At 38.7% G+C, this 20,509-nt stretch carries 17 protein-coding genes and 1 tRNA gene; 15 read left to right on the top strand and 3 right to left on the bottom strand.

All coding sequences use genetic code 11. The features are described 5' to 3' along the window. Positions 1 to 144: 144 nt before the first annotated feature. Positions 145 to 1,128, bottom strand: coding sequence for an L-lactate dehydrogenase (locus RT761_RS08350; protein WP_218110966.1), 984 nt, complete (start codon positions 1,126 to 1,128; stop codon positions 145 to 147). Between the two features lie 364 nt (positions 1,129 to 1,492). Between RT761_RS08350 and RT761_RS08355 the strand changes: the two genes are divergently transcribed. The 11 genes from RT761_RS08355 (at position 1,493) to RT761_RS08405 (ending at position 10,678) form a co-directional block, all read left to right on the top strand. Next, on the top strand, positions 1,493 to 2,032 hold the full coding sequence (locus tag RT761_RS08355; protein WP_218110967.1) for a TspO/MBR family protein: 540 nt from the start codon (positions 1,493 to 1,495) through the stop codon (positions 2,030 to 2,032). A gap of 158 nt (positions 2,033 to 2,190) precedes the next feature. After that, positions 2,191 to 3,324 (top strand): uroporphyrinogen decarboxylase family protein, encoded by a 1,134-nt coding sequence (locus RT761_RS08360; protein WP_218110968.1) that lies wholly within the window; start codon positions 2,191 to 2,193, stop codon positions 3,322 to 3,324. 265 nt (positions 3,325 to 3,589) lie between these two features. Next, the gene (locus RT761_RS08365) at positions 3,590 to 4,384 is read left to right on the top strand and encodes an SDR family NAD(P)-dependent oxidoreductase (RefSeq protein WP_218110969.1); all 795 of its coding nucleotides are present in this window, start codon (positions 3,590 to 3,592) and stop codon (positions 4,382 to 4,384) included. A 430-nt stretch (positions 4,385 to 4,814) separates the two neighbouring features. Continuing rightward, positions 4,815 to 6,182: a deoxyribodipyrimidine photo-lyase gene (locus RT761_RS08370; RefSeq protein WP_218110970.1), complete on the top strand. Its 1,368-nt coding sequence runs from the start codon at positions 4,815 to 4,817 to the stop codon at positions 6,180 to 6,182. Position 6,183: 1 nt separating this feature from the next. Then, positions 6,184 to 7,149: a YbgA family protein gene (locus tag RT761_RS08375; RefSeq protein WP_218110971.1), complete on the top strand. Its 966-nt coding sequence runs from the start codon at positions 6,184 to 6,186 to the stop codon at positions 7,147 to 7,149. A 14-nt stretch (positions 7,150 to 7,163) separates the two neighbouring features. After that, positions 7,164 to 7,553, top strand: a complete 390-nt coding sequence (locus RT761_RS08380; RefSeq protein ID WP_218110972.1) for a metallopeptidase family protein — start codon at positions 7,164 to 7,166, stop codon at positions 7,551 to 7,553. Between the two features lie 3 nt (positions 7,554 to 7,556). Continuing rightward, positions 7,557 to 8,051, top strand: coding sequence for an HD domain-containing protein (locus tag RT761_RS08385; RefSeq protein WP_218110973.1), 495 nt, complete (start codon positions 7,557 to 7,559; stop codon positions 8,049 to 8,051). Positions 8,052 to 8,165: 114 nt separating this feature from the next. Continuing rightward, positions 8,166 to 8,348: a ferredoxin gene (locus RT761_RS08390; RefSeq protein WP_218110974.1), complete on the top strand. Its 183-nt coding sequence runs from the start codon at positions 8,166 to 8,168 to the stop codon at positions 8,346 to 8,348. 130 nt (positions 8,349 to 8,478) lie between these two features. Beyond that, positions 8,479 to 8,555, top strand: a tRNA-Glu gene (locus tag RT761_RS08395). 446 nt (positions 8,556 to 9,001) lie between these two features. After that, positions 9,002 to 10,081: a DUF933 domain-containing protein gene (locus tag RT761_RS08400; RefSeq protein ID WP_218110975.1), complete on the top strand. Its 1,080-nt coding sequence runs from the start codon at positions 9,002 to 9,004 to the stop codon at positions 10,079 to 10,081. Positions 10,082 to 10,144: 63 nt separating this feature from the next. Beyond that, entirely contained in the window at positions 10,145 to 10,678 is a 534-nt protein-coding gene (locus tag RT761_RS08405; RefSeq protein ID WP_218110976.1) for a hypothetical protein, read from the top strand. Between the two features lie 64 nt (positions 10,679 to 10,742). Here the strand turns inward: RT761_RS08405 and RT761_RS08410 are convergent, their stop codons facing one another. After that, positions 10,743 to 11,258 (bottom strand): fasciclin domain-containing protein, encoded by a 516-nt coding sequence (locus RT761_RS08410; protein WP_218110977.1) that lies wholly within the window; start codon positions 11,256 to 11,258, stop codon positions 10,743 to 10,745. Positions 11,259 to 11,456: 198 nt separating this feature from the next. After that, positions 11,457 to 12,050: a fasciclin domain-containing protein gene (locus RT761_RS08415; RefSeq protein WP_218110978.1), complete on the bottom strand. Its 594-nt coding sequence runs from the start codon at positions 12,048 to 12,050 to the stop codon at positions 11,457 to 11,459. Between the two features lie 349 nt (positions 12,051 to 12,399). Between RT761_RS08415 and RT761_RS08420 the strand changes: the two genes are divergently transcribed. The 4 genes from RT761_RS08420 (at position 12,400) to RT761_RS08435 (ending at position 20,334) form a co-directional block, all read left to right on the top strand. Beyond that, positions 12,400 to 15,987, top strand: a complete 3,588-nt coding sequence (locus RT761_RS08420) for a tetratricopeptide repeat protein (RefSeq protein WP_218110979.1) — start codon at positions 12,400 to 12,402, stop codon at positions 15,985 to 15,987. 30 nt (positions 15,988 to 16,017) lie between these two features. Beyond that, complete coding sequence (locus RT761_RS08425) at positions 16,018 to 16,854, top strand: hypothetical protein (protein WP_218110980.1); 837 nt, start codon at positions 16,018 to 16,020, stop codon at positions 16,852 to 16,854. A 24-nt stretch (positions 16,855 to 16,878) separates the two neighbouring features. After that, positions 16,879 to 18,606: a DUF4919 domain-containing protein gene (locus RT761_RS08430; protein WP_218110981.1), complete on the top strand. Its 1,728-nt coding sequence runs from the start codon at positions 16,879 to 16,881 to the stop codon at positions 18,604 to 18,606. A gap of 723 nt (positions 18,607 to 19,329) precedes the next feature. Continuing rightward, entirely contained in the window at positions 19,330 to 20,334 is a 1,005-nt protein-coding gene (locus tag RT761_RS08435) for an IS110 family RNA-guided transposase (RefSeq protein ID WP_218110940.1), read from the top strand. The last annotated feature ends 175 nt before the right edge of the window (positions 20,335 to 20,509 follow it).

The following is a 20,509-nucleotide window of genomic DNA, read 5'->3' on the forward strand; positions in this document are numbered from 1 at the left end:
CTTCAGAAAATCAACCTTCTTTATTATCGGGTTACTTTATTCGGCAGCTTACTGATAGATTACGAGAAGAAAGACGAGCTGGTTCAGCCCGTATTCATTTTTATTTCATTCGCCGACAACATCAGGAGACATAAAATGTTCCTATCATTCTGTTGGTTTTCTTTGTTCGGACATATTTTTCTCGATTCCCATTTCTTGAGTAGCTTTTTTAAGAACTGCTGCTGATGATCGAAAGGCAGCTTGTTCTTTCTCGTTCATATTTAATTCGATGATTTTTAAAATTCCTTCTCGGCCTAAAACGACCGGCATCGATAAACACACATCAGTTACTCCTAAATAGCCTTCTATCAAAGTGCTCACCGGGAGGATTCGACCCGAATCGTTAAATATGGCTTCGATCAACGTGCTGGTTGCCAGAGCGATAGCGTGGTTGGTATATCCTTTGTGTCGGTAAACCAACATTCCTCCGTCTTTGGCTTCTTCAAAAACTTCGGTAAGATTTTTCAGCGGGCAGGTTTTTCGACAGACGGGTAAAGAATGCTCCATTCCCATTCCACCAAAATCAGCAAGGCTCAGAACCGGGAATTCACTATCACCGTGCTCACCTAAAATGTAAGCATGAATGTCCTCGGAGTGGATGCCACTATAAAGTCCAAGTAAAGAACGGAAACGGCCACTATCGATCAAAGTGCCGGTTCCCATGACTCGGGAAGGAGGAAAATTCGATAAACGTATGGTGTAATAGGTCATAATATCTACCGGATTAGTTATAATAATGAAAATTGCTTCAGGGCTGAGTTGGGAAAGTTGAGGAATGAGATTTCGGAAAAGAGCAGCGTTACCAACCCCCAAATCTAAACGGTTTTTCATGTTAGTCATAGGAACTGATGCTGAAACGACAATGATATCCGAATGACTGGTTGCTTCAATCGGTCCGGCATAGATTTCAATAGGATGGGCAAAGGAGCTGGCATGAATAAGGTCATAAGCTTCTCCTTGGGCTCGATGGTTGTTTTCACCGACTAAAACCAATTCTTGTGCTAAGCCCTTCATGAGAATGGTTAATGCCAGCGTTGATCCGACCCTTCCAACTCCAACCAGAGAAATTTTTTGTTTTTTTTGGTTCATGAGTCACTCTCCTATCTTTAGCAATAGTGATGAATAATCATTTTACCCTCATCCTGACTTTCTTCCATCAAGGGAAAAGGAATTATATTGATACATCATCCCGAGCTCTCAGTACGTTAGAGCGAGAGAGTCTATCTTTCAAACAAAGAGCTGATGACAAAAAGAAATTATTTTTGTATTCTATTCATGTAAAATACTAATATAGGAGTACTCTTTTTGGTAGCGGAAGAGAAAAATGATATTATTTAATAAAATGCATTTTCCATATATTTAGATCTTGATTGTTTGAGATTGCTGATAAAGTATACCATTTCTTAGGTTTATCGTTCTGCCAGGTTAATTGGGAAGGTGAGGTGGCAATAAGATGAGGCTGTATCGGATTGAACAAATCCAAAGTATAAAGAATTTTGAAAATCAAAGAAAAACAACTGAATTCCAAGTTTGGAAACTCCTAATCAGTATTGCCATCTGTCTAGGAGTGGTTTATGTTGCAGGTAGGTATGCAGCTGAATCTATTTCAACCTGGTATGAAACTTTAAGAAAACCCTCCTTTATTACTATTCCTATAGAGTTAGTTGGTCTAATCTTGATCGTTCTCTTTGCGATTATGGGAATTGCCCTTTACCTTATTTGGAGAAAAAGTAAAATTGATTCAAGTGTTACATCTGCTCAAATTATTTTTTTTGTTCAACTTTCTTTGAGTTTTCTCTGGATTTATGTTTTCTTTGGCTTAAAGTACCCCTTGGGTGGAATTTTTATAATAATTCTTCTCTGGATTTTTGTTCTCTTAACCTCCATTAAGTTTTTTCTAGTCGATCGACTTGCTGGATATCTCATGATACCTTATTTAATATGGGTAAGCTTTGCCAGTGTGTTAAATGCGTTTATTATTCGATTAAATTAGTAGGATCTTCAAAATGCTTCTTGATTCTTCAATTAAAAATGGTCAGATTTGGCATCTCACAGGTTACTTTTAATGGCGTTTTGATATACCTTATTGGTAAAAATAGCATGAATATTAAATTTGCATTAGCATGAAAAGGTTTTAGAAAGGGGGGAATTATGAAACTTAGCCCAAGAGAAAGGATTATTAGAGTTTTAAAGCACCAGGGGAATTTAGATCGTATTCCTTGGAGTCTCCATTTCGGAGCCAGTTCGGCTTTTACTCCTGGTTCCTATAAAAAGTTTAGTGAATATACCAAGATATCCGATGTCAACGACTACTATCAATTAGAGGTCAGAGTAGCTCACTCTGATGAAGAAGAACCACATTTCCATACTTCATCTTCAAATTTAGGTTTGAGAATGCTCTCTAATGGAGTTAAAGAAGACTATTTTGATCCTTCTCTCCCTCAAGGAACATCATTGACCCCATGGGGGGTTGGATTGATAGAATGGCCGGATAACCCCGGTTCAGAACAAATGGTTCACCCCTTAGCCAATAAGAATAATTTGAAATCAATCGAAGAATATCCGATACCGGGAATAGATCAGAATAGCTTTTCCATTGTTCAGAGAAGAGTCCAAGAGATAATGTCGAAGGGGTATATTTCATCAGCTTATTGTGGGAGTCTTTATGAATGGTCTCATTGGCTTCGGGGGATGGAGACTTTTATGATTGATCTGATGACTCGACCAGATTTTGCCCAGACGCTTTTGCGAAAAGTTGCTGAATTCACCGACAAATTCGCCCGTGCTCATGCAGAAGCTGGGGTTGAGATCCTTTGTTTTTATGATGATTATGGAATGCAAAGTTGCCTACAGATTAATCCCTCATTGTGGAGAAAGTTTATAAAGCCGGAATGGGAAAGAATTATTAGAGGCTTGCATTCAGATTATCCTGATCGGTACTTTTTCCTTCATTCCTGTGGGAATATCGAACAAATCATTCCTGACCTAATTCAGGTTGGGTTTGATATTCTTCATCCAATTCAACCAGAGTGCCAGAATTCAGAAAGAATTATCCGTCAATACGGAGATCGTATTAGTTTTTGGGGAACGATTAGCGTTCAGAATACTCTTCCTTTTGGGACCATAGATGATGTTGAAAAAGAAGTAAAATCTCGTATGGACTTGGCTCGATTAATTCCTTCTTTAATTGTTGCACCCTCCAATACTTTAGGTCAAGAAATTCCCGTACAAAATATTATTGCTTATATTAAAGCCTGTCAGAAGTATTGCCATATTAAGTGTTAAAATTGAGGAAAATAGCCTTACCGGTTGGTGGAACCAATTAAGGATGAAAATCCAATATTCGACATGCCATTGCATGTCGCTACATTAATTAAAGAATGGGTACAATACATTATGCCCCTCCAATTTTATATTCTTTTGTAGGGGCTTGATTTATCAAGCCCGTGAGTTTTCAGGAAAGATGTAAATAAATTATTTTCAATTAAAATCCTAAAAAAAGCATAATTTCTGTAAATGAATCATTAGAAATAAAAAAGGAGAGAAGAACATGGATATGCAACTTAAAAACAAAATTGCTTGCATTACCGGAGGAAGTGTTGGTATTGGTCTGGCAATTGCAAAAGAACTGGCAAGAGAAGGAACCCACTTGGCAATTTGTGCTCGTGATGAGGAACGACTCCAAGAAGTAGCCCATGAAATACGAAATGAATTTAGGGTTAAGGTGTTGGGAGTAAAAGCCGATGTATCCAAGATGAAAGATATTCAAAAATTTGCCACCGAGATCGAGAAATACTTTGGCGGTGTGGATATTTTAGTAAACAATGCTGGGACCGGCAGTGCGGAAAAAATTATGACTGCAACCGACGAAAAATGGTATTCTTATTGGGATTTACATGTCATGGCAGCAATACGTACTGCCCGTTTGTTGGTTCCCTTTATGAAAAAACGTGGAGGAGGAGCCATTGTTAATATTGCATCAGTTTGTGCGAAACAACCATTGGATTATGAACCAATTTATAATACGACAAAAGCAGCCTTGGTAATGCTTACAAAATGCCTGGCGAATGAGTTGGTTCATGATAACATCCATGTCAATGCAATTTGTCCGGGTCTCATTATCACTCCAGATTGGAAAAAAACGGCTACCATTTTAGGAAAGGATTTAGGAATCACCCCTGATGAATATCTTGATCGAATTGCGAAGGACTTAGCACCGATTTCCAGATTTGCTACTCCTGAAGAGTTAGCAAAGTTTATCGTTTTTATTTGCTCACCTCTCGCTGCTTATTGTATTGGTTCGTCTTATTATTTTGATGGAGGTTTTATCAAATCAATCCTGTAACCTCTATCAAATTAATTGTGCCTTTCATCAGTCATTCTAAACGGTACTTTCCTGCGTGAGGATCTCATCTGACACCGAAGATGTCATCCTGAGGCTTCGTATTGAGAAGCTGTGAGGATCTCATCTTTTATTTTTCTGTTAATAAAAATTTTAAATGATGAGATTGCCACGTCACTTCGTTCCTCGCAATGACGGGGAGGGCGGATGAGATTGCCACGTCACTTCGTTCCTCGCAATGACGGGGAGGGCGGATGAGATTGCCACGTCACAGGCTTGGATGGTTTTTCCAAGCGCACATTATAAATGCAAATTTTTATATCTCACGCCGTAGGCTGTTTTTCCTCGTAATGACGGTTTTAGATAGGTGTTTTCATTATCGTCTGATGCCGTTGTGTGGTATGAGGGTGTATTATGATACTGGAGAAAAATAATGAATCCAAAGCGAGTTCGCGTACTTCAAAATGGTCCAGATCAAAAAGGTCCAATCATTTATTGGATGTCCCGTGATCAGAGAGCTGAAGACAATTGGGCTCTTATCTATGGTTTTAATCAATCAGTCCGGAAAAAGGTTCCATTTGGAGTAGTCTTCTGCTTGGTTAATGATTTTCTCGGTGCAACTCGACGTCAATATGATTTTATGTTGAAAGGTTTACGGCGGGTGAGTGAAAAGCTCTTGGAATATGAAATCCCTTTTTTTCTTCTCAGAGGGGATCCAAGTTTGGAACTGCCAGATTTTATCAAAAATAATCAAGCTTCTTTATTGATTACCGACTTTGACCCGCTTCGAGAAAAAAGAAAATGGAAAGCTCAATTTATGGAGAAATCTCCTATTGAAATTCACGAAGTTGATACTCATAATATAGTACCAGCGTGGATTGCTTCTTCCAAACAAGAATACGGAGCCTATACGATTCGACCGAAAATAGCTCGATTATTACCTGAATTTCTTGATGAATATCCACTGATGCAAATGAATTCTTTACACCAATCGTGGCAAAAAAATTCAATCAATTGGGACGATTTGTATGGTAACTGTTCAGGAGACTCATCCATTCCTCCAGTAACCCAATTTATTTCCGGATCAAAAAGCGCTTTGCAACAGCTCCAGCAATTTATTGGAGAAAAACTGGAATCGTACGACACTCAGCGCAATGATCCTAACGCTGATGCTCAGTCGCATCTTTCATCCTTTCTCCATTTTGGTCAAATTTCTGCACAAAGAATTGCTTTGGAAGTTCAAAAAGCATCGGTTGCAAAGAATAAAAAGGCTGCCTTCTTAGAAGAAGTTATTATTAGACGAGAACTTTCAGATAATTATTGCTGGTATAATCTCAACTATGATAAATTTAATGGTTTTCCATCCTGGGCGCAGAAAACTCTCAACCAACATCGTAAAGATCAGAGAGAGTATCGATATTCATTAGAAGAATTTGAAAAGGGTCAAACTCACGATCAACTCTGGAATGCTGCTCAAAAAGAAATGGTTTATACAGGAAAGATGCATGGATATATGAGGATGTACTGGGCGAAGAAAATCTTAGAATGGTCGGAAACTCCAGAAATAGCTCTGCAGAATGCTATTTATTTAAATGACCGATTTGAGTTGGATGGTAGAGATCCAAATGGATACACTGGAATTGCTTGGAGCATTGGAGGCGTGCATGATCGTGCCTGGGGCGAAAGGCCGGTGTTTGGAAAAATCCGATACATGAGCTATCGGGGGAGTCGCTCTAAGTTTGATGTTGATCAATACATCTCTCAATATAAAAATTGGGAAGAGTCAGAGAGGAAAGATTGAGATGAAACAATTTACCAAGCCAATCGTGGTAGTGAGCAAATGTTTGGGCTTTGATTCTTGTCGATACAATGGGCAAATGATACCAGTTGATTTTATAGAGAAAATGAAACCCTATGTTCATTTTGTTCCGGTTTGCCCCGAGGTGGAAATTGGCTTAGGAATTCCACGCGATCCAATACGTATATTATCCGTAAATGGAGATTTAAGGCTGATGCAACCGATAACCGGCCATGATTATTCCGATAAAATGAAACATTTTGCCTTGGAATTTTTGCAGAGTTTACCCGATGTAGACGGATTCATTCTCAAAGGTCGATCTCCCTCTTGTGGCGTTAAAGATGTCAAGATCTATCAAAGTATTGATAAAGGTCCATCCATAGGAACAACTCGAGGCTTCTTTGGCGAGGCAGTTTTTAACGCTTTTCCTTTCTTACCAATTGAGGATGAGGGACGGTTATCCAATTTAAAAATTCGCGATCATTTTTATACATCCCTATTTGTTTTAGCAGATTTTCGCCAACTGCGTGGTCAACCGTCACGGCAACAACTGGTTCGGTTTCATACTGAGCTTAAGATGGTCCTTATGGCATATAATCAAAGTGAAATGAGAGTGATGGGGAGAATAGTTGCTCAAGTGAATAAAGAACCTATAAACGAAGTGTACAACGACTATCAATCCCACCTTTTAAAAGCACTTTTTCGTTCACCCAAGGCTCCCTCAATAATTAATGTTTTTATGCATGCTCTCGGATACTTTTCTACCCGGCTTCATTCGAATGAAAAGGCTTTTTTTCTCAACTCTTTGGAAAAATATCGGTCAGGTCGGAGTACCTTTGCAACTAATCTTCAGCTTCTTCGTTCCTGGGTTATTCGTTTTGATGAACCTTATTTAAAAGGTCAGCGTTTTTTTAATCCTTATCCCGAAGAGCTCATGGAATTAGTGGATTCTGGTAAGGGACGTGAATAGAGAGGGGAGATATCGTGGAAAGAGATGAAATCATGGGTATGGTTCGGGATATTCTCGATCAACTTCCTGACCATATTCGAGAAAATATTAAGAATTTGGAGTTTGTTATTGAGGATCGACCGAATTTTGAAATTAAACGCCGATTTCGTGGAGCAATGTTATTGGGACTTTATCAGGGGGTTCCTCTCCCCAAAAGAGGCCCAGGGTATACTTTTGTTCTTCCTGATCGGATATCGTTATTCTATGAGAACTTATTGAAAGTGGTCCGAGATGATGGAGAGTGGCCAAGAGTTTTAAAAGATGTCATTTTGCACGAAATTGGTCATTATTTTGGGTTTAATGAAATGGAAATACGGAAATTAATGGATGAGATGATACCAGAAACTGATAAGGGGATGGATTAAAAAATGGCTCAAGATGTAAATTGGTATTGGCAGCAGGTCAAGAAAATATTTTATGATGATGCTCATATGATTGATCATACCCAAAAAGTCTTGGAATATGCGGAACAAATTCTCTCTAACCAGCCAGGTATGAGCGAAGAAGAAAAAAGACGAACAAAGATTGCAGTTCTCCTTCACGATATAGGTATATTAGAAGCAGAGAAAAAACACGGTTCTCGATCAGGAAAATTTCAGCACATTGAAGGGCCACCTCTTGTTCGGGAAATAACCAAACAGGCCGAGGAGGAGCCAGAATTTTTAGAACGAGTGTCATATATAGTTGGGAATCACCACAATTTTTCCAAGGCGGATGGGATTGATTTTCAAATTCTGATAGAAGCTGATATGTTGGTTAATTTACAAAACGAAAAGATAAAGAAAAATAAACTCGAGGAATTTATAAATAAATTTTTTAAAACGAATAAGGGAAGAGAATTAGCTCAAAAAACTTATTTATAAAGATAACAAGTCTCAATTTTTTAAATTTTTTTCATATAATATAACTCTGGTTTGAAAACAGATATGTTATAATGATGCGTGATTTTTCAACACCATAAACAGGAGGAATGGCTCATGGCTTTAAAAATTGATGAAGAAGCTTGTATTGGTTGTGAATTATGTGTTCAAGTATGTCCCGATGTTTTTGAAATGAATGATGATGGAAAAAGCATCATTAAACCTGGAAGTGATGAAAATTTGGAATGTGTTGATGAAGCGATTGATTCCTGTCCTACAAGTGCCATAATCAAGGAATAAAATATTTAGCCCGGTAAATCTCCGGGCTTTTCTAAATTTTTTTAGAATTTTTGCTGTAGGGTCTTGATATTGAAGGATAATTTCTATAGAATAAACACTGCTTGTTCGATAAAGTAAAATAATTATGTGCGCCCTCATCGTCTAGCCTGGTAAGGACACCGCCCTTTCAAGGCGGCGACAGCGGTTCAAATCCGCTTGAGGGCGCCATTTTTTTATCGAAGAATGTTTTCATAACTTTTTTTTGCTTACCCTTCAGAGTGAAGCCCGCAATTCATACTTTTTTTGAACTCTCGATGCTATAATTCAGTAAGTCAGATCATGCTTTGTTTCAACACCAAATTTTAGATAAGGCTTATCGTTTTTTTTGGAAAGAAATAGGCAGAAAAATTTCTTCATTCTGATAAATCTTCCATGGTGGGATGAAGGAGTAAAATTTTTAATTGAAATGAATTAAAAAAAACCTTCTCCCTTGAAGAGGAAGGTGAGATGAGTGTGAAAACAAAGATTCGACATGCCATGGCATGTCGCTACATTATATGAAGATCGGGCGTAATTTATTGTGACCCTTCATTTTTTAATTCTTTTGTAGGGGCTTGATTTATCATGCCCATGGGTTTTCAGAATGGAAAAATTTATGATTTTGGAGGATTGAAATGAAAATTGGAATGTTTGGTCTTCCTTTAACTGGGAAAACAACCATATTTTCCCTATTAGCTGGAATTCCCTATGATAGTTCTTTTAAAACGGAAGCCGATGAAAAAATATCTCGGATTAAGGATGAGAGATTAGATATCTTGGCAAAAATGTATAATCCACAACGGATTGTTTATGCTTCTTTGGATTTTGTTGATATTCCAAGCTTTGATATGGCTGCTGATAAAAAGGAAAAAAACAAAATATTCCAGATGATTCAAAATGTTGATGCGCTCCTATTGGTAATCAGAGCTTTTCGGAACGACCAGGTTCCTTTCCCTTTGGGTGCCGAAACACCCCGACAACAATTAGAAGCCCTTCGAACCGAACTTATAATAAGGGATATGGAAGTTGTCGAAAATCGAATTCTTCGTTTGCAGGAGCAAAAAAGAAAGAAAAAGCCAACGCCTGAAGAAGAAAGGGAAGAAGTATTATTGGGTATGATTCAAAAAGAATTGGAAGATGGAAATTTTGCATCCCGTCTTCAATTGACCAATGAAGATAAAAAAGTATTAGGATCGCTGGCCTGTTTTACCTTAAAACCGATAATTACTGTCGTGAATGTCGATGATGAACACTTATCGAAAGATGTATTTCCGGGTAAACAATTAATTTTGGATGAATGTATCAAACAAAACTTTGCTTTTCTGATTATATCGGGAAAAATTGAATCGGAATTAATTGAGCTTGATGAAGAAGCAAGAAAAGAATTTATGACTGAACTCAATATTCAGAAAACTGGGATCGAACGTTTAGCAAAAGTCGTTTTTGATCATATAGGTTTTATTTCATTTTTTACTGTGGGGAAAGATGAAGTGCGCTCCTGGACCATTGAACGTGGAACGACTATGAAAATGGCGGCGGCAAAAATTCACACCGATTTAGCTCGAGGATTTATTAAAGCAGAAGTTATGAAATTTTCTGATCTGATTCGCTTGGAGACTGAAGAAAAGGTTAAACAAGCGGGATTGTGGAAGTTGGCCGGAAAAGAAGAAATTGTTGAAGATGCTGATATTATAACCATTCGATCTAGTCTCTAGTCAATCGAAAATGAATGGTTTTTTCTTTAAAATTTTTTTATTTTAAGGAGGCGGATTATTTCGATGGCGAAAAAGGTTGTATTCTTTTTTCTTCTTTTTTTCTTGAATCAAGCAAATTTTCCAAACAATTTATATGCCATTGAAAATCAAAATAAGTTAGAAGGTTGGACCACTTTTCGTGATGATTTTTTTGAAATATCATTTGCCTATCCTGAAAATTGGACGAATTATACATCACAGGAAAGAGGAGTGGTTTTAGTCCTCCCTGATGGCGTTGGGATGTTTACCTATCGTTATTCACCACTCTTTAACGAAAAAATGAGTTTAAATGAATTTATCTCACAAAACCGAGATAGTTTGGAAAAAGCCGGAGCTGAATTTGTAGAGGATGAATTAATAACTTTTTCCAACACTCCAGCATATAAGCTGATATATATTATGTCGGTTGGAAAAGATACTTTCAAATATCTCACCGTATGGTGTTTGCGTGAAGATAATATTTACATAACTACGTTCAGCCACCAATCTCAATTTTTTGACCAATACCGATTAGAAATTGATAAAGTTATTGACCATATGGTAATAATCAAAAATTAAATAAAAAAAGCCCTCTACCAATTAATTAGTAAGGGGCTTTTAGGAAAAATTATTTAAAATTCAATTAATTGGCTGGTTTTCCCTCTGGGGGGAGAATGACCATATCGACAAAATAGATAATCGCATTGGAAGCAGCTAAAGAGGTAATAACGCTGATCTTTTTATTCACTAAAATTGGTGGATTGGTAAAAAGAACATTCAGCAGATGTCCATTCAATGTTTTATAAGATTTTCCTTCACGGAAATCGTCAACAGAAAGACGGATTGGAATGACATGATAGGTTAAAATTTCGATTAATTTCTGCTTGTTCTCAGGTAACAATAGTCGATCAAGCTTCCCTTCGGGAAGATTAGCAAAAGCTTCGTTAGTTGGAGCAAAAATTGTGTATTGGCCATTATTCAGCTTATCGCCAAGACCAGCAGCCTCAACGGCGGCTACAAAGGTACTGAGTTCATCTGCCATTTTAGCTGTATCCATAGCATTTACATAGGTGGTAGTTTGGGCGAGAGCTATGCTTGAGAGGAGCATGAGAGATAAAGAAAATACTAGGCTGGCAAGGATAAATCTTTTTGTCGTCATTTTAATAACCCCTTTTATAGTATTAGCACTTTTTGATGTGTGCTTTGACTGAGTAACTATATCATCTTTTCAATAAATTTGTTACAAGTATTTATAAAATTTTTGAATTTAAAAAGCCGAGCGAAAATTTAAACGCTCGGCTTTTTATCTACCTTATAGGTTATTATTCTTTATTATTATTTACCCTTTTTACTTCTCTCAATTCAACAAATCAACCGAACACGCCTTCCAGGGAGTGAGAACAGTATCAATCACATAGATGTTTCCATTGGTGGCTTCAATCATGTTCTTGTCGGCGACGATTCCCTTGACTTCACACGACCCCGGAGCACCGTTCATGATGTTCACGGTTCCTTCTCCTCCCACTCGGAGATACAGAGGATAGTTATCAAACAGAGTCCGCAAGGTTAAGGTGTTCACTAAGTCTCGGGCATTGACTCGGAAAGGAACCACATGGTAGGAAAGAATCTGAACCAAGAGGTCTTGATTTTCCGGTTTCAGGAGTCCATCGACAAAACCAGCCGGTAAGGCAGCAAAGGCAGCATCATTGGGAGCAAACACCGTGATGTTTTGGGTATTGGCTAAGATATCAGCCAGACCTGCTGCTTGGGCAGCTGCTAAGAGAGTGGTAAAGATACCCGCCCCTTGGGCAGTATCAACGATATTCTTATCACTGGTGACGGTGACGATATCAGCACTGGATGCCACTCCACTCATGAAAGCGATCAAAAGAACTACACTTACGAGAAGAAAGGTTTTTCTACTCAGAATCATCGAGGTTAATCCGTTCATAGTCTTTCACTCCTTTAGTTTTCATTCAGTATCATTAGTAAATTACTAAACTTACTCATATTATATTCTCTTCTTTTTCTTTGTCAAGAGGCGAAAGAGTAAATTTTAAAAAATATTTTTAAAATCAGGGTTTGGATTTAAAAAGTAAATGACTTCTATCGTCACCTTTTTAAATTTGAGATATAATAGAAAAGAGGGGAAACCAGCAAAGACTTCTTTTGGTAATAAATTTAAAACATGACTTTTACTCCATAAAACCCTCAGCTTTCTACGAATTATTCTTTTATAAGTTAAACAGTTGCTATCAAGTATTTTGATTTAAACTAACCAACAAAAAAGAGGGATATCTATGAAAATGAAACTCATTGTTATCTGGATTTTCGTTATATTTTTTGTTATTAGTTCTCAATCGACCTTTAGTATGGATCAAAATCCTTCTTCTCCAATAAAAGAAACAGATCTAGCCGAAGAGAAGGCATCTTCAGCTCCCAGTAGTGATGAGAGTCGTCAAGCCGAGGTAAAAGATAGTTTATCGTGTTTTGATTTTCAATTTACTTGTGAATATGGAACTCCTGAAGAAGTTAAAGAAGCAATCAAGAATGGTTCCGATATCAACTGCCAAGATGAAGAATTGGGGTGGACTCCTTTAATGAGTGGGATGCTGAATGAATCTGCTCAGGGAATCGCCACTCTTTTAGTCGAAGCTGGTGCAAATGTAAATGTGACAAGCTGGTCGGGCATTAATGCTCTTATGTTGGCTGCTGAATCCAGTGAGAGCAGTTTGGTGAAATATTTACTGGATAACGGAGCTAAAGAGTATATTAATGATACCGAATCGGAATATGGTTTCACTCCTCTCATTTGGGCGGCCAAGAATAATGATACCAATGGTGGGGTGGTTATCCAAGTTTTGATCGATCATGGAGCAGATGTTAATATAAAAGATAAGAATGGATTTACAGCTATTCTATATGCAGCAATGCTAAACAGAAATGAGGATGTGATTCGCACCCTAATTCAGAATGGAGTTGATATCAATCAAATAGGACCCAAGAATGTGACGCCCTTGATGGGGGCTATAAGTATGAATTCCAATATAAATATTACTAAATTATTACTTGATTCGGGGGCCGATGTCTCCGTCATCAGCGAGGAGGGGAAAAAGGCAATTGATTATGCCCTGGAGTTAGAAAGATTTAAAGGAACTGAGATATTACGACAATTGGCTGAAATGAGTGGAGTAGAGATTGCACAGCCAATGGTTCCCCCCGATATAGAAACTGCACCTTCACCAAACGTAGATGTAACTGCCACTCCTTTACCTACAGGATTAATAACGCCGGAGATCACCCCTACTCCTGTTCCAACCCTAGTTCTTCCTTCTATGGTTTATGCCGATCCCTCGGGAAAATTCACCCTTAATTTCCCAACCGGCTTTACTTTTTCGACTTATGTCGCAGATAGAGATATGATTGGTGCAAACTACCGCACCCCCAATGAACAAGCTTATTTAGAGGTACGTAGTTTCCCATCTTCCCAAGACATGCAGTTTTACATCTCTCAACATATAACAGAAATGGCTTTACGGGGGGAAAGTTCGATTACCTCCAACGGTAAAACCGGAAATATCAAAATTTACTCGAGAAAAACTGAACAGGATGAGCTCCTCACCATTGTTACAACCTATCAGGGAATTGATATTGCATTAGTGGTTATTGATCTTCCAATTGCAGTTTATCAACCTTCCAGCCCCTGGTTATTAGAGCTTTTTAAAGGAATCAATTGGGAAGAGAAAACACCAATAATTGATGGTTCTTATTCTGATCCGGATCAAAAATTTTCTTTCAAACTTCCCGATGGAGTTCGGTTTCTCTATGCTTTTAAAGAAGATTTTTGCTTCAACCAGCCTTATCGATTCCTTCCAGAAGCTGATGGGATGGTAGGCAGCACACCTGATGGTGGTCAGGTTATGATTGCCAGTTTTTCAACTCCAGAAAAATACCAAGATTATCTCAAAGAATATGATCAGCGGGTTGAGACGGGGGAATACCAAGTTCACGGAACCAGCCAATTGGATGTCCAAGGGAGCCTGGCAAAGCTTACTCTTTATTCGTATTTAGCTCAGAATCAAAAACGTGCCGAACTTTTGGCGGTTTATGAAGGCACCTTAGTAGTTATATCGGTATGGTTGCCTGCTGACAATTATCAATCTGCTCAAACTTGGCTTTTATCTCTCTTTAAAAACCTAACCTGGAAAAAAGAAGAGACTTTGCCTTCATTTTCTCCATTAGCTCAACCAACACCAACCCCTCAAATTACGATAACTCCTCAACCAACTGAATCATTACAACCCACCACTTCTCCCCAAATGAGCTCGGATGACCTTTCTATTGAAGCTGCGGTTCATATTGAAAAAGGTGAATTCCAAAAAGCCATAGATCTTTTAAAACAGTCAATTGTTCTTCAACCGGATTTTGGTTTTGCCTATGGTCAACTGGCGTATTGTTATGTTCAGTTAAAGCTTTATCAAGAGGCAGTTGATGAATTATCCGATAAGCTCCTTCCTAAAAAAGAATATTCGACAGCTTATAATCTGGTGGGCTTTGCCTACGAAAACCTCGCTCGTTCGGATGAAGCGCTGGTTTTTTACCAAAAAGCTGTTGAATTGGATCCAAATTATGTTGATGCCTATAGCAACATGGGGTTTGTGCACTTTGACCAAGAACAATACCAAAAAGCCGTGGATTCCTTTAAAAAAGCTGCTGAATTAAAACCTAATGATCCGGTCATATTCAATAATCTGGGTTTTTCCTATGAAAAACTGGGACAATATGATGGAGCACTGCAAGCTTATCAGGAAGCCGTCCGCATCAAGCCAGATTACATAAAAGCTCATGCCAACATTGGATATCTATACTTTGACCAAGAACAATACCAAAAAGCCGTGGATGCTTTAAAAAAATCCCTTGAATTAGAACCCAGTGATCCTGCTATTCTCAATACCCTGGGTTTATCCTATGAAAATCTAAAACAATATGATAATGCTATTCAAGCCTATCAGGAAGCCATATCTATCAAGCCCGATTTTGTCAATGCTTACAATAATCTTGGAAATCTTTTTTTTGACCTGAGCCAATATCAAAATGCCCTTGATAGCTATAAAAAGTCTCTAATCATCGACTCAACCAATCCTTACAATTATTATAATCTCGGTCTCTGTTATGAAAATTTAAAACAATATGATAATGCTATTCAAGCCTATCAGGAAGCCATATCTATCAAGCCCGATTATGTCAATGCCCACACCAATCTCGGAGTTCTTTACTATAACCAGGATCAATCGGAAAAAGCCATAGAAGAGTATAAAAAATCTCTGGAATTAAAACCTGATAATCCTAATATTCATTATAATCTAGGCCTTGCCTATGAAGATCTTGAACTATATGAAAACGCTATACAAGCATTTCAAGAGTCCAACCGCATTAAGCCTAATGATTATGACACTTACAATAGTCTTGGTCGTATCTACAATCTAATGGAAAAATATCAGGAAGCTCTTGAATCCCTTCAGAAATCAATAGAGCTCAATCCTGAAAATCATTATGCCCATTATAATCTTGGCCTTGCCTATGAAGGCCTTGAACAGTATGAAAACGCAATCAAAGCTTACCAAGAAACTATTCACATCAAACCCGATTATATCTATGCCTATAATGACCTTGGTTATGTTTATTATTATCTTGATCGAAACCAAGAAGCAGTGGAGATATTGCAAAAAGCCATTAATATTAATCCAGAGGCTGCAACCCCTAATTATTATTTAGGCATTACTTATCTTCAGATGGGTGATAAAGACTCAGCCACAAAACAGTACGAAATTTTAAAGAAAATCGATCAGTCACTGGCTGAAAAGCTACTTAATAAGATTAATCAATAAATTCCTATTCTGATATGAGGAGGGGAGATTTTGATGAAAGTCAAAGAGTTTTTTCTTTTCATTCTTTGCTTATTTTTAATTGGGAATCCGTGGTTTGTTGCTTTTTCTTCAGCAGAAAATATTATTCAATTTCCATCGTTAGATTTACCAAGCCCAAGCCCGACTCCTATTTTACCTTTTCAAAACCAAACGCCCCAACCCACCATAACCGGTATTTTTCCGACTATGTCTCCTCCAATACCGACCCAAACTGGACCTCTTATTCCCACACCTCAGGTGGTGCAAACCCCTCAACCAGTTGAAATAAAACCGCAAATCGCCTGGGGCAAATTTAATGCTTATAAAGAATTTGGGACCGGTGATAAACTGCTTTTGGGGTTAGATGTTGATTATCCATTGAATTGGAAAGCTCAAGCTGATGTGTATAACCGGATCATTACTTTCAATGAAGATCCATCTGGTTTGGTTTCTTTTCTGGTTTTACCCGCTTGGCAAGGGAGCTGGATGGATGGATATGATTTCTTTAATTATATCTCTCAAGGACTTTACCAGAAGTTTACCAATCTTTCCTTATTGAACCAAGAATCAGGGTCGGTTCCCAACCAAGCCATTGGAGTCTATCCTACTTATTATAAGGCTGATTTACAAGGATTTATCCAAGAGAGAGAGATGTTTATTCATGTTGAAGTCGCAGTCCTTAGAATTGAAGTAACCGCCACCAGTAATTTGAGTTATGCTGGTTCAGTTATTTGTTATTCACCCCGTGAAGTTTACCAGGAAAAATTCCAAAACTATTTTGGCCGGATGATTCGATCGGTGGCGAAATCAATGGAAACTATTCCGACCCAAAATAAGCAAGGTGGATAGAATTTTTAAAAGAGGTGAAAACACTTGAAGGTACTCTTTTGGATCCAAAAAATTTTATGGGTGCTTCTCTTGATATTGGTTTTGAATCCAACTGAGATTATATTGGGACAAAATCTTTCATCTGATGAAGAGTATCTATCAATTATAGAAAAAATAAAAAAGGGAGAAGATACTGAGACAGATTATACCAAGCTTCGGATGCTTTACACTCAGACATCATTTTATCAACCGGAGTCAGCAGAACGAGATGAGAATATACTCAAAATGACTCAGGCTTGGATCGATAAACACGATAATGAGGCCATTGAGATAGGAAACCAACTTTTAGAAGGAGAATATCTTAACCCTTTTGTTCATGATTTATTCGCGAAAATTTATAAAGAAAGCGGGGAAGGAGATCCCTTATTTCATTTGTTGATGTTTATTAACATCATTACCTCTATTCAAGGAGATGGAAAAAGTTATGAGACTGCCTATCAGGTCATTTCAACTTGGGAAGAAAAAGCAATGATGACCTTTGTGCGGGTATCTCCGGTAGATCAAGTTTTTGAACCGACTCTTCATGATGGTCATTGCTATCATGTGATTCAGGTCAAAGCCGATGAAACCGGCGAAATAAGCGATCTTTATTTTAATATTGATATCCCATACCAAAAAGCCCAACAAACTGGTCCGGTTGTGACTGCGCCAGTTATCACCCCACCTACCCCCACCCCAGCTCTCCAACCCATCACCACCTATACCGATCCCACCGGTCAGTTTTCCATTCATTTTCCTGCTGGTTTTTCCCTTCTGGCTTCACAAACCAACCTTATACAATGTTTAACCCCCAACAATGGCAATCTCTATCTGATCATCTCTGATTATGCGAATACGATGAAAGCTTTTTCCGATGAGGTCCTAAACAGACCGGCGTCTTTCTCCGGGGAAAGCCAGTTCCAGGCTGGAAACCTATCGGGAAAAATTCAGCTCTATACTATGTCTGGATCTTTTCAGGTTCTGGATGGAAAAAGTTACGCCGTTCTCCTCGTCACCTATGCTGGGATAGACTATGGCCTGGTGGTGGTACTTCCAGCCGAATCATATTCAGCTGCTCAAAACTGGCTCTCCGCCCTGGTAACTGGGGTTCAATACCAGCCCGCCACCTCACCACCACCAGTGGTTTTAACTCCAACTGTAACTCCCACTTTCCAGGTTACAAACTCTCTGGAATATACTGTGCTCGATGGATTATTCCAAGTTTTACTTCCCGCTGGATCGAGTCAAGGAGGGAAGTGGCCAAATATTGCTGAATACCAAACTCCCAGTCAGGGGACTCTCTATATTCTCAGTGGGGACACTGCCGGAACTCTGAATCTTTTCCGTCAAGACTTGACCCAAAAACAGGGCAAGATGCTGAGTCAGCCGGTGCTTTTTCAAACCGATGAAGGTGTCCAAGGAAGGATGGAAATAAACACCATGGTAGGAAACTTTCAAGCAGCCGATGGGAAAGACTATATTAGTTTTCTGGTGAGCTATGAACGACCCGAAGGTGCCCTGGTGATTATTGTTCCCAACAACCTCTATACTGAAGCTCAGGGCTGGATTTCCCCCCTCATCACCGATGTGACGTTTCAGGCTATTCAACCAACCCCATCTCCCTTTCTAACACCGATGCCGACTGCAACCACAATGGTAACACCTCCTCCCTCTCCATCAGTTTCAACAACCACACTCCCATCCGAAACCTTACCACCTCTATCCGGTTTATAGGTTCTTGTTCAACGATATTTTTCTTGAATAGCTTTTTCATTTTTAATTTGTATGGCATAATAATGAAACTGGACAACCATTTATTTTGTAGCGGCAAATATTGAACGGCCGGAAAAAATTCGTCCTCACAAAATTAATTCTTTTATAGAGAAGTTGATAGGGGCAGACACACCGGTCTGCCCCTACAGAAAATATTGTTTTTATCCGAAAATATAAAAATTGATAAACGGAAACCCGAGGGGCGGATACATTGGTCCGCCCTTCGGAGAATAAAAAATAGTGAAAAATGATAATAATTTTATGAATAGACTGTCATGCCGATAAAAGGCATCCGATGAGGATGATAGTACCTATCTAAAACAGCTGTTGCGAGGAATGCAATCATTCTTTAATTAGACGACGTGACAATCTCATCAGCTCATTCCGTTATTTAGAGGAGTCCGGTGTTTTGAGAATCCCATTCACCCACTTCGTCATCGTATATTGATTCCTATACCAAAAATACCAAATAATTACTAAAATGTTTTATAAAAGAAAAAAGAAGGTGGAAAAAGGACATTTTCGTCATTGGTTAAAAAACCGTTCAGAATGTTGTCCACCACCTTCTTCTCTTCCCCAAGACTTTACAGAACATGAGGCAACTAAAGCCTGAATAAAAAAACGATGAAAGTCCAAGGAAGAATAGATCAAAATACCAACCAAAAGAAAAGGGAGATAAAAAACATGAAGTACCAACAAGTAGTGGGCATGGATATTGCGAAAGACTCAGTGCAAGCCAGTCGCTTTGATGGAACAACTTTTTTTGATTTTTCCTTTCCCAACCAAGAAAAGTCGTTCCTGAAAGAGGTTCAGAAAAGCATCCCAAAAAGTGATCCCTCTCACACTCTTTTTGTCATGGAAGCAACTGGAGCGTATCATCTCAAACTCGCCACTACCCTCTATAAGAAAGGTTACTCCGTTGCCGTCGTCAATCCCTTCATCATCAAAAAATATGCCGAGATGCTCTTAAAAAGAGCCAAGACTGATAGGAAAGATGCTCGGTTGATTGCCCAATTTGGTTTTTATCAGGAGGTCACTCTCTTTGCTCCCAAAGAGAGCATGGCTGAAGAAATAACTCAAGTCTTAAAAGGTCTAGACCAACTCAAAAAAGAAAGAACCAACTTGAAGAATTACCGAGAAGCATTCACCTGCCATAACGAGATCAACCCAGTGGTGAGGGATATCTATCAAAAACAGCTGGAAGAGATCGAAAAAGCGATCAAAACCCTCGAAGCCGAAGCAAAACGACTGGTTTCCCAGTATGCTCCGAAAGAATACCAACTGCTCCTGAGTATCAAAGGAATCGGGAAATGCTCGGCGACTGCTCTTTTAGGACTCCTCCAAAAGATGGATCGCTTCTCTCGAGGGAAAGAAGTGGCCAGTTTCTTAGGCCTTGCTCCCCAGATCTCTCAATCTGGAAAAGACAAAGGCAAAGCCTGGCTGAGTAAAAAGGGGAACGGCTATCTCCGTAGGCTTCTCTATCTTGCGGCTCTTTCGGCTTCACGGTCTAATGCTCAATGTCGGGAACTCTATCAGCGACTCCTTGCGAAAGGAAAACCGAAGAAAGTCGCTCTCATAGCAGTCGCCAATAAGCTCTTAAGACAGGCCTTTGCAGTATTAAAAAGTGGTTGTCCTTATGATCCTCATTACCTAAAACTAAAAAGTAATCTTGAAGTAGTTTTGACTTGACAATTAACACAGAACATTCTGAGGAGCGTCTTTTGCGACGTGAGAATCCCATCTTTTAAAATATTTATAAAGAATAAAGAATGAAAAGATGAGATCCTCACGCCCTCGAAAAGAGAGGGCTCAGGATGACGGATATGGTGTCAGATAAGATCCTCACGGCTTCTCAATACGAAGC

It is taken from the genome of Atribacter laminatus, from assembly GCF_015775515.1.
In the GTDB taxonomy this organism is placed as follows: Bacteria; Atribacterota; Atribacteria; order Atribacterales; family Atribacteraceae; genus Atribacter; species Atribacter laminatus.

What these genes read in the sequence shown, in the direction of transcription:
- RT761_RS08350 (WP_218110966.1), bottom strand. Translation starts at nt 1,128, where the DNA reads ATGAACCAAAAAAAACAAAAAATTTCTCTGGTTGGAGTTGGAAGGGTC.
- RT761_RS08355 (WP_218110967.1), top strand. Translation starts at nt 1,493, where the DNA reads ATGAGGCTGTATCGGATTGAACAAATCCAAAGTATAAAGAATTTTGAA.
- RT761_RS08360 (WP_218110968.1), top strand. Translation starts at nt 2,191, where the DNA reads ATGAAACTTAGCCCAAGAGAAAGGATTATTAGAGTTTTAAAGCACCAG.
- RT761_RS08365 (WP_218110969.1), top strand. Translation starts at nt 3,590, where the DNA reads ATGGATATGCAACTTAAAAACAAAATTGCTTGCATTACCGGAGGAAGT.
- RT761_RS08370 (WP_218110970.1), top strand. Translation starts at nt 4,815, where the DNA reads ATGAATCCAAAGCGAGTTCGCGTACTTCAAAATGGTCCAGATCAAAAA.
- RT761_RS08375 (WP_218110971.1), top strand. Translation starts at nt 6,184, where the DNA reads ATGAAACAATTTACCAAGCCAATCGTGGTAGTGAGCAAATGTTTGGGC.
- RT761_RS08385 (WP_218110973.1), top strand. Translation starts at nt 7,557, where the DNA reads ATGGCTCAAGATGTAAATTGGTATTGGCAGCAGGTCAAGAAAATATTT.
- RT761_RS08390 (WP_218110974.1), top strand. Translation starts at nt 8,166, where the DNA reads ATGGCTTTAAAAATTGATGAAGAAGCTTGTATTGGTTGTGAATTATGT.
- RT761_RS08400 (WP_218110975.1), top strand. Translation starts at nt 9,002, where the DNA reads ATGAAAATTGGAATGTTTGGTCTTCCTTTAACTGGGAAAACAACCATA.
- RT761_RS08405 (WP_218110976.1), top strand. Translation starts at nt 10,145, where the DNA reads ATGGCGAAAAAGGTTGTATTCTTTTTTCTTCTTTTTTTCTTGAATCAA.
- RT761_RS08410 (WP_218110977.1), bottom strand. Translation starts at nt 11,258, where the DNA reads ATGACGACAAAAAGATTTATCCTTGCCAGCCTAGTATTTTCTTTATCT.
- RT761_RS08415 (WP_218110978.1), bottom strand. Translation starts at nt 12,050, where the DNA reads ATGAACGGATTAACCTCGATGATTCTGAGTAGAAAAACCTTTCTTCTC.
- RT761_RS08420 (WP_218110979.1), top strand. Translation starts at nt 12,400, where the DNA reads ATGAAAATGAAACTCATTGTTATCTGGATTTTCGTTATATTTTTTGTT.
- RT761_RS08435 (WP_218110940.1), top strand. Translation starts at nt 19,330, where the DNA reads ATGAAGTACCAACAAGTAGTGGGCATGGATATTGCGAAAGACTCAGTG.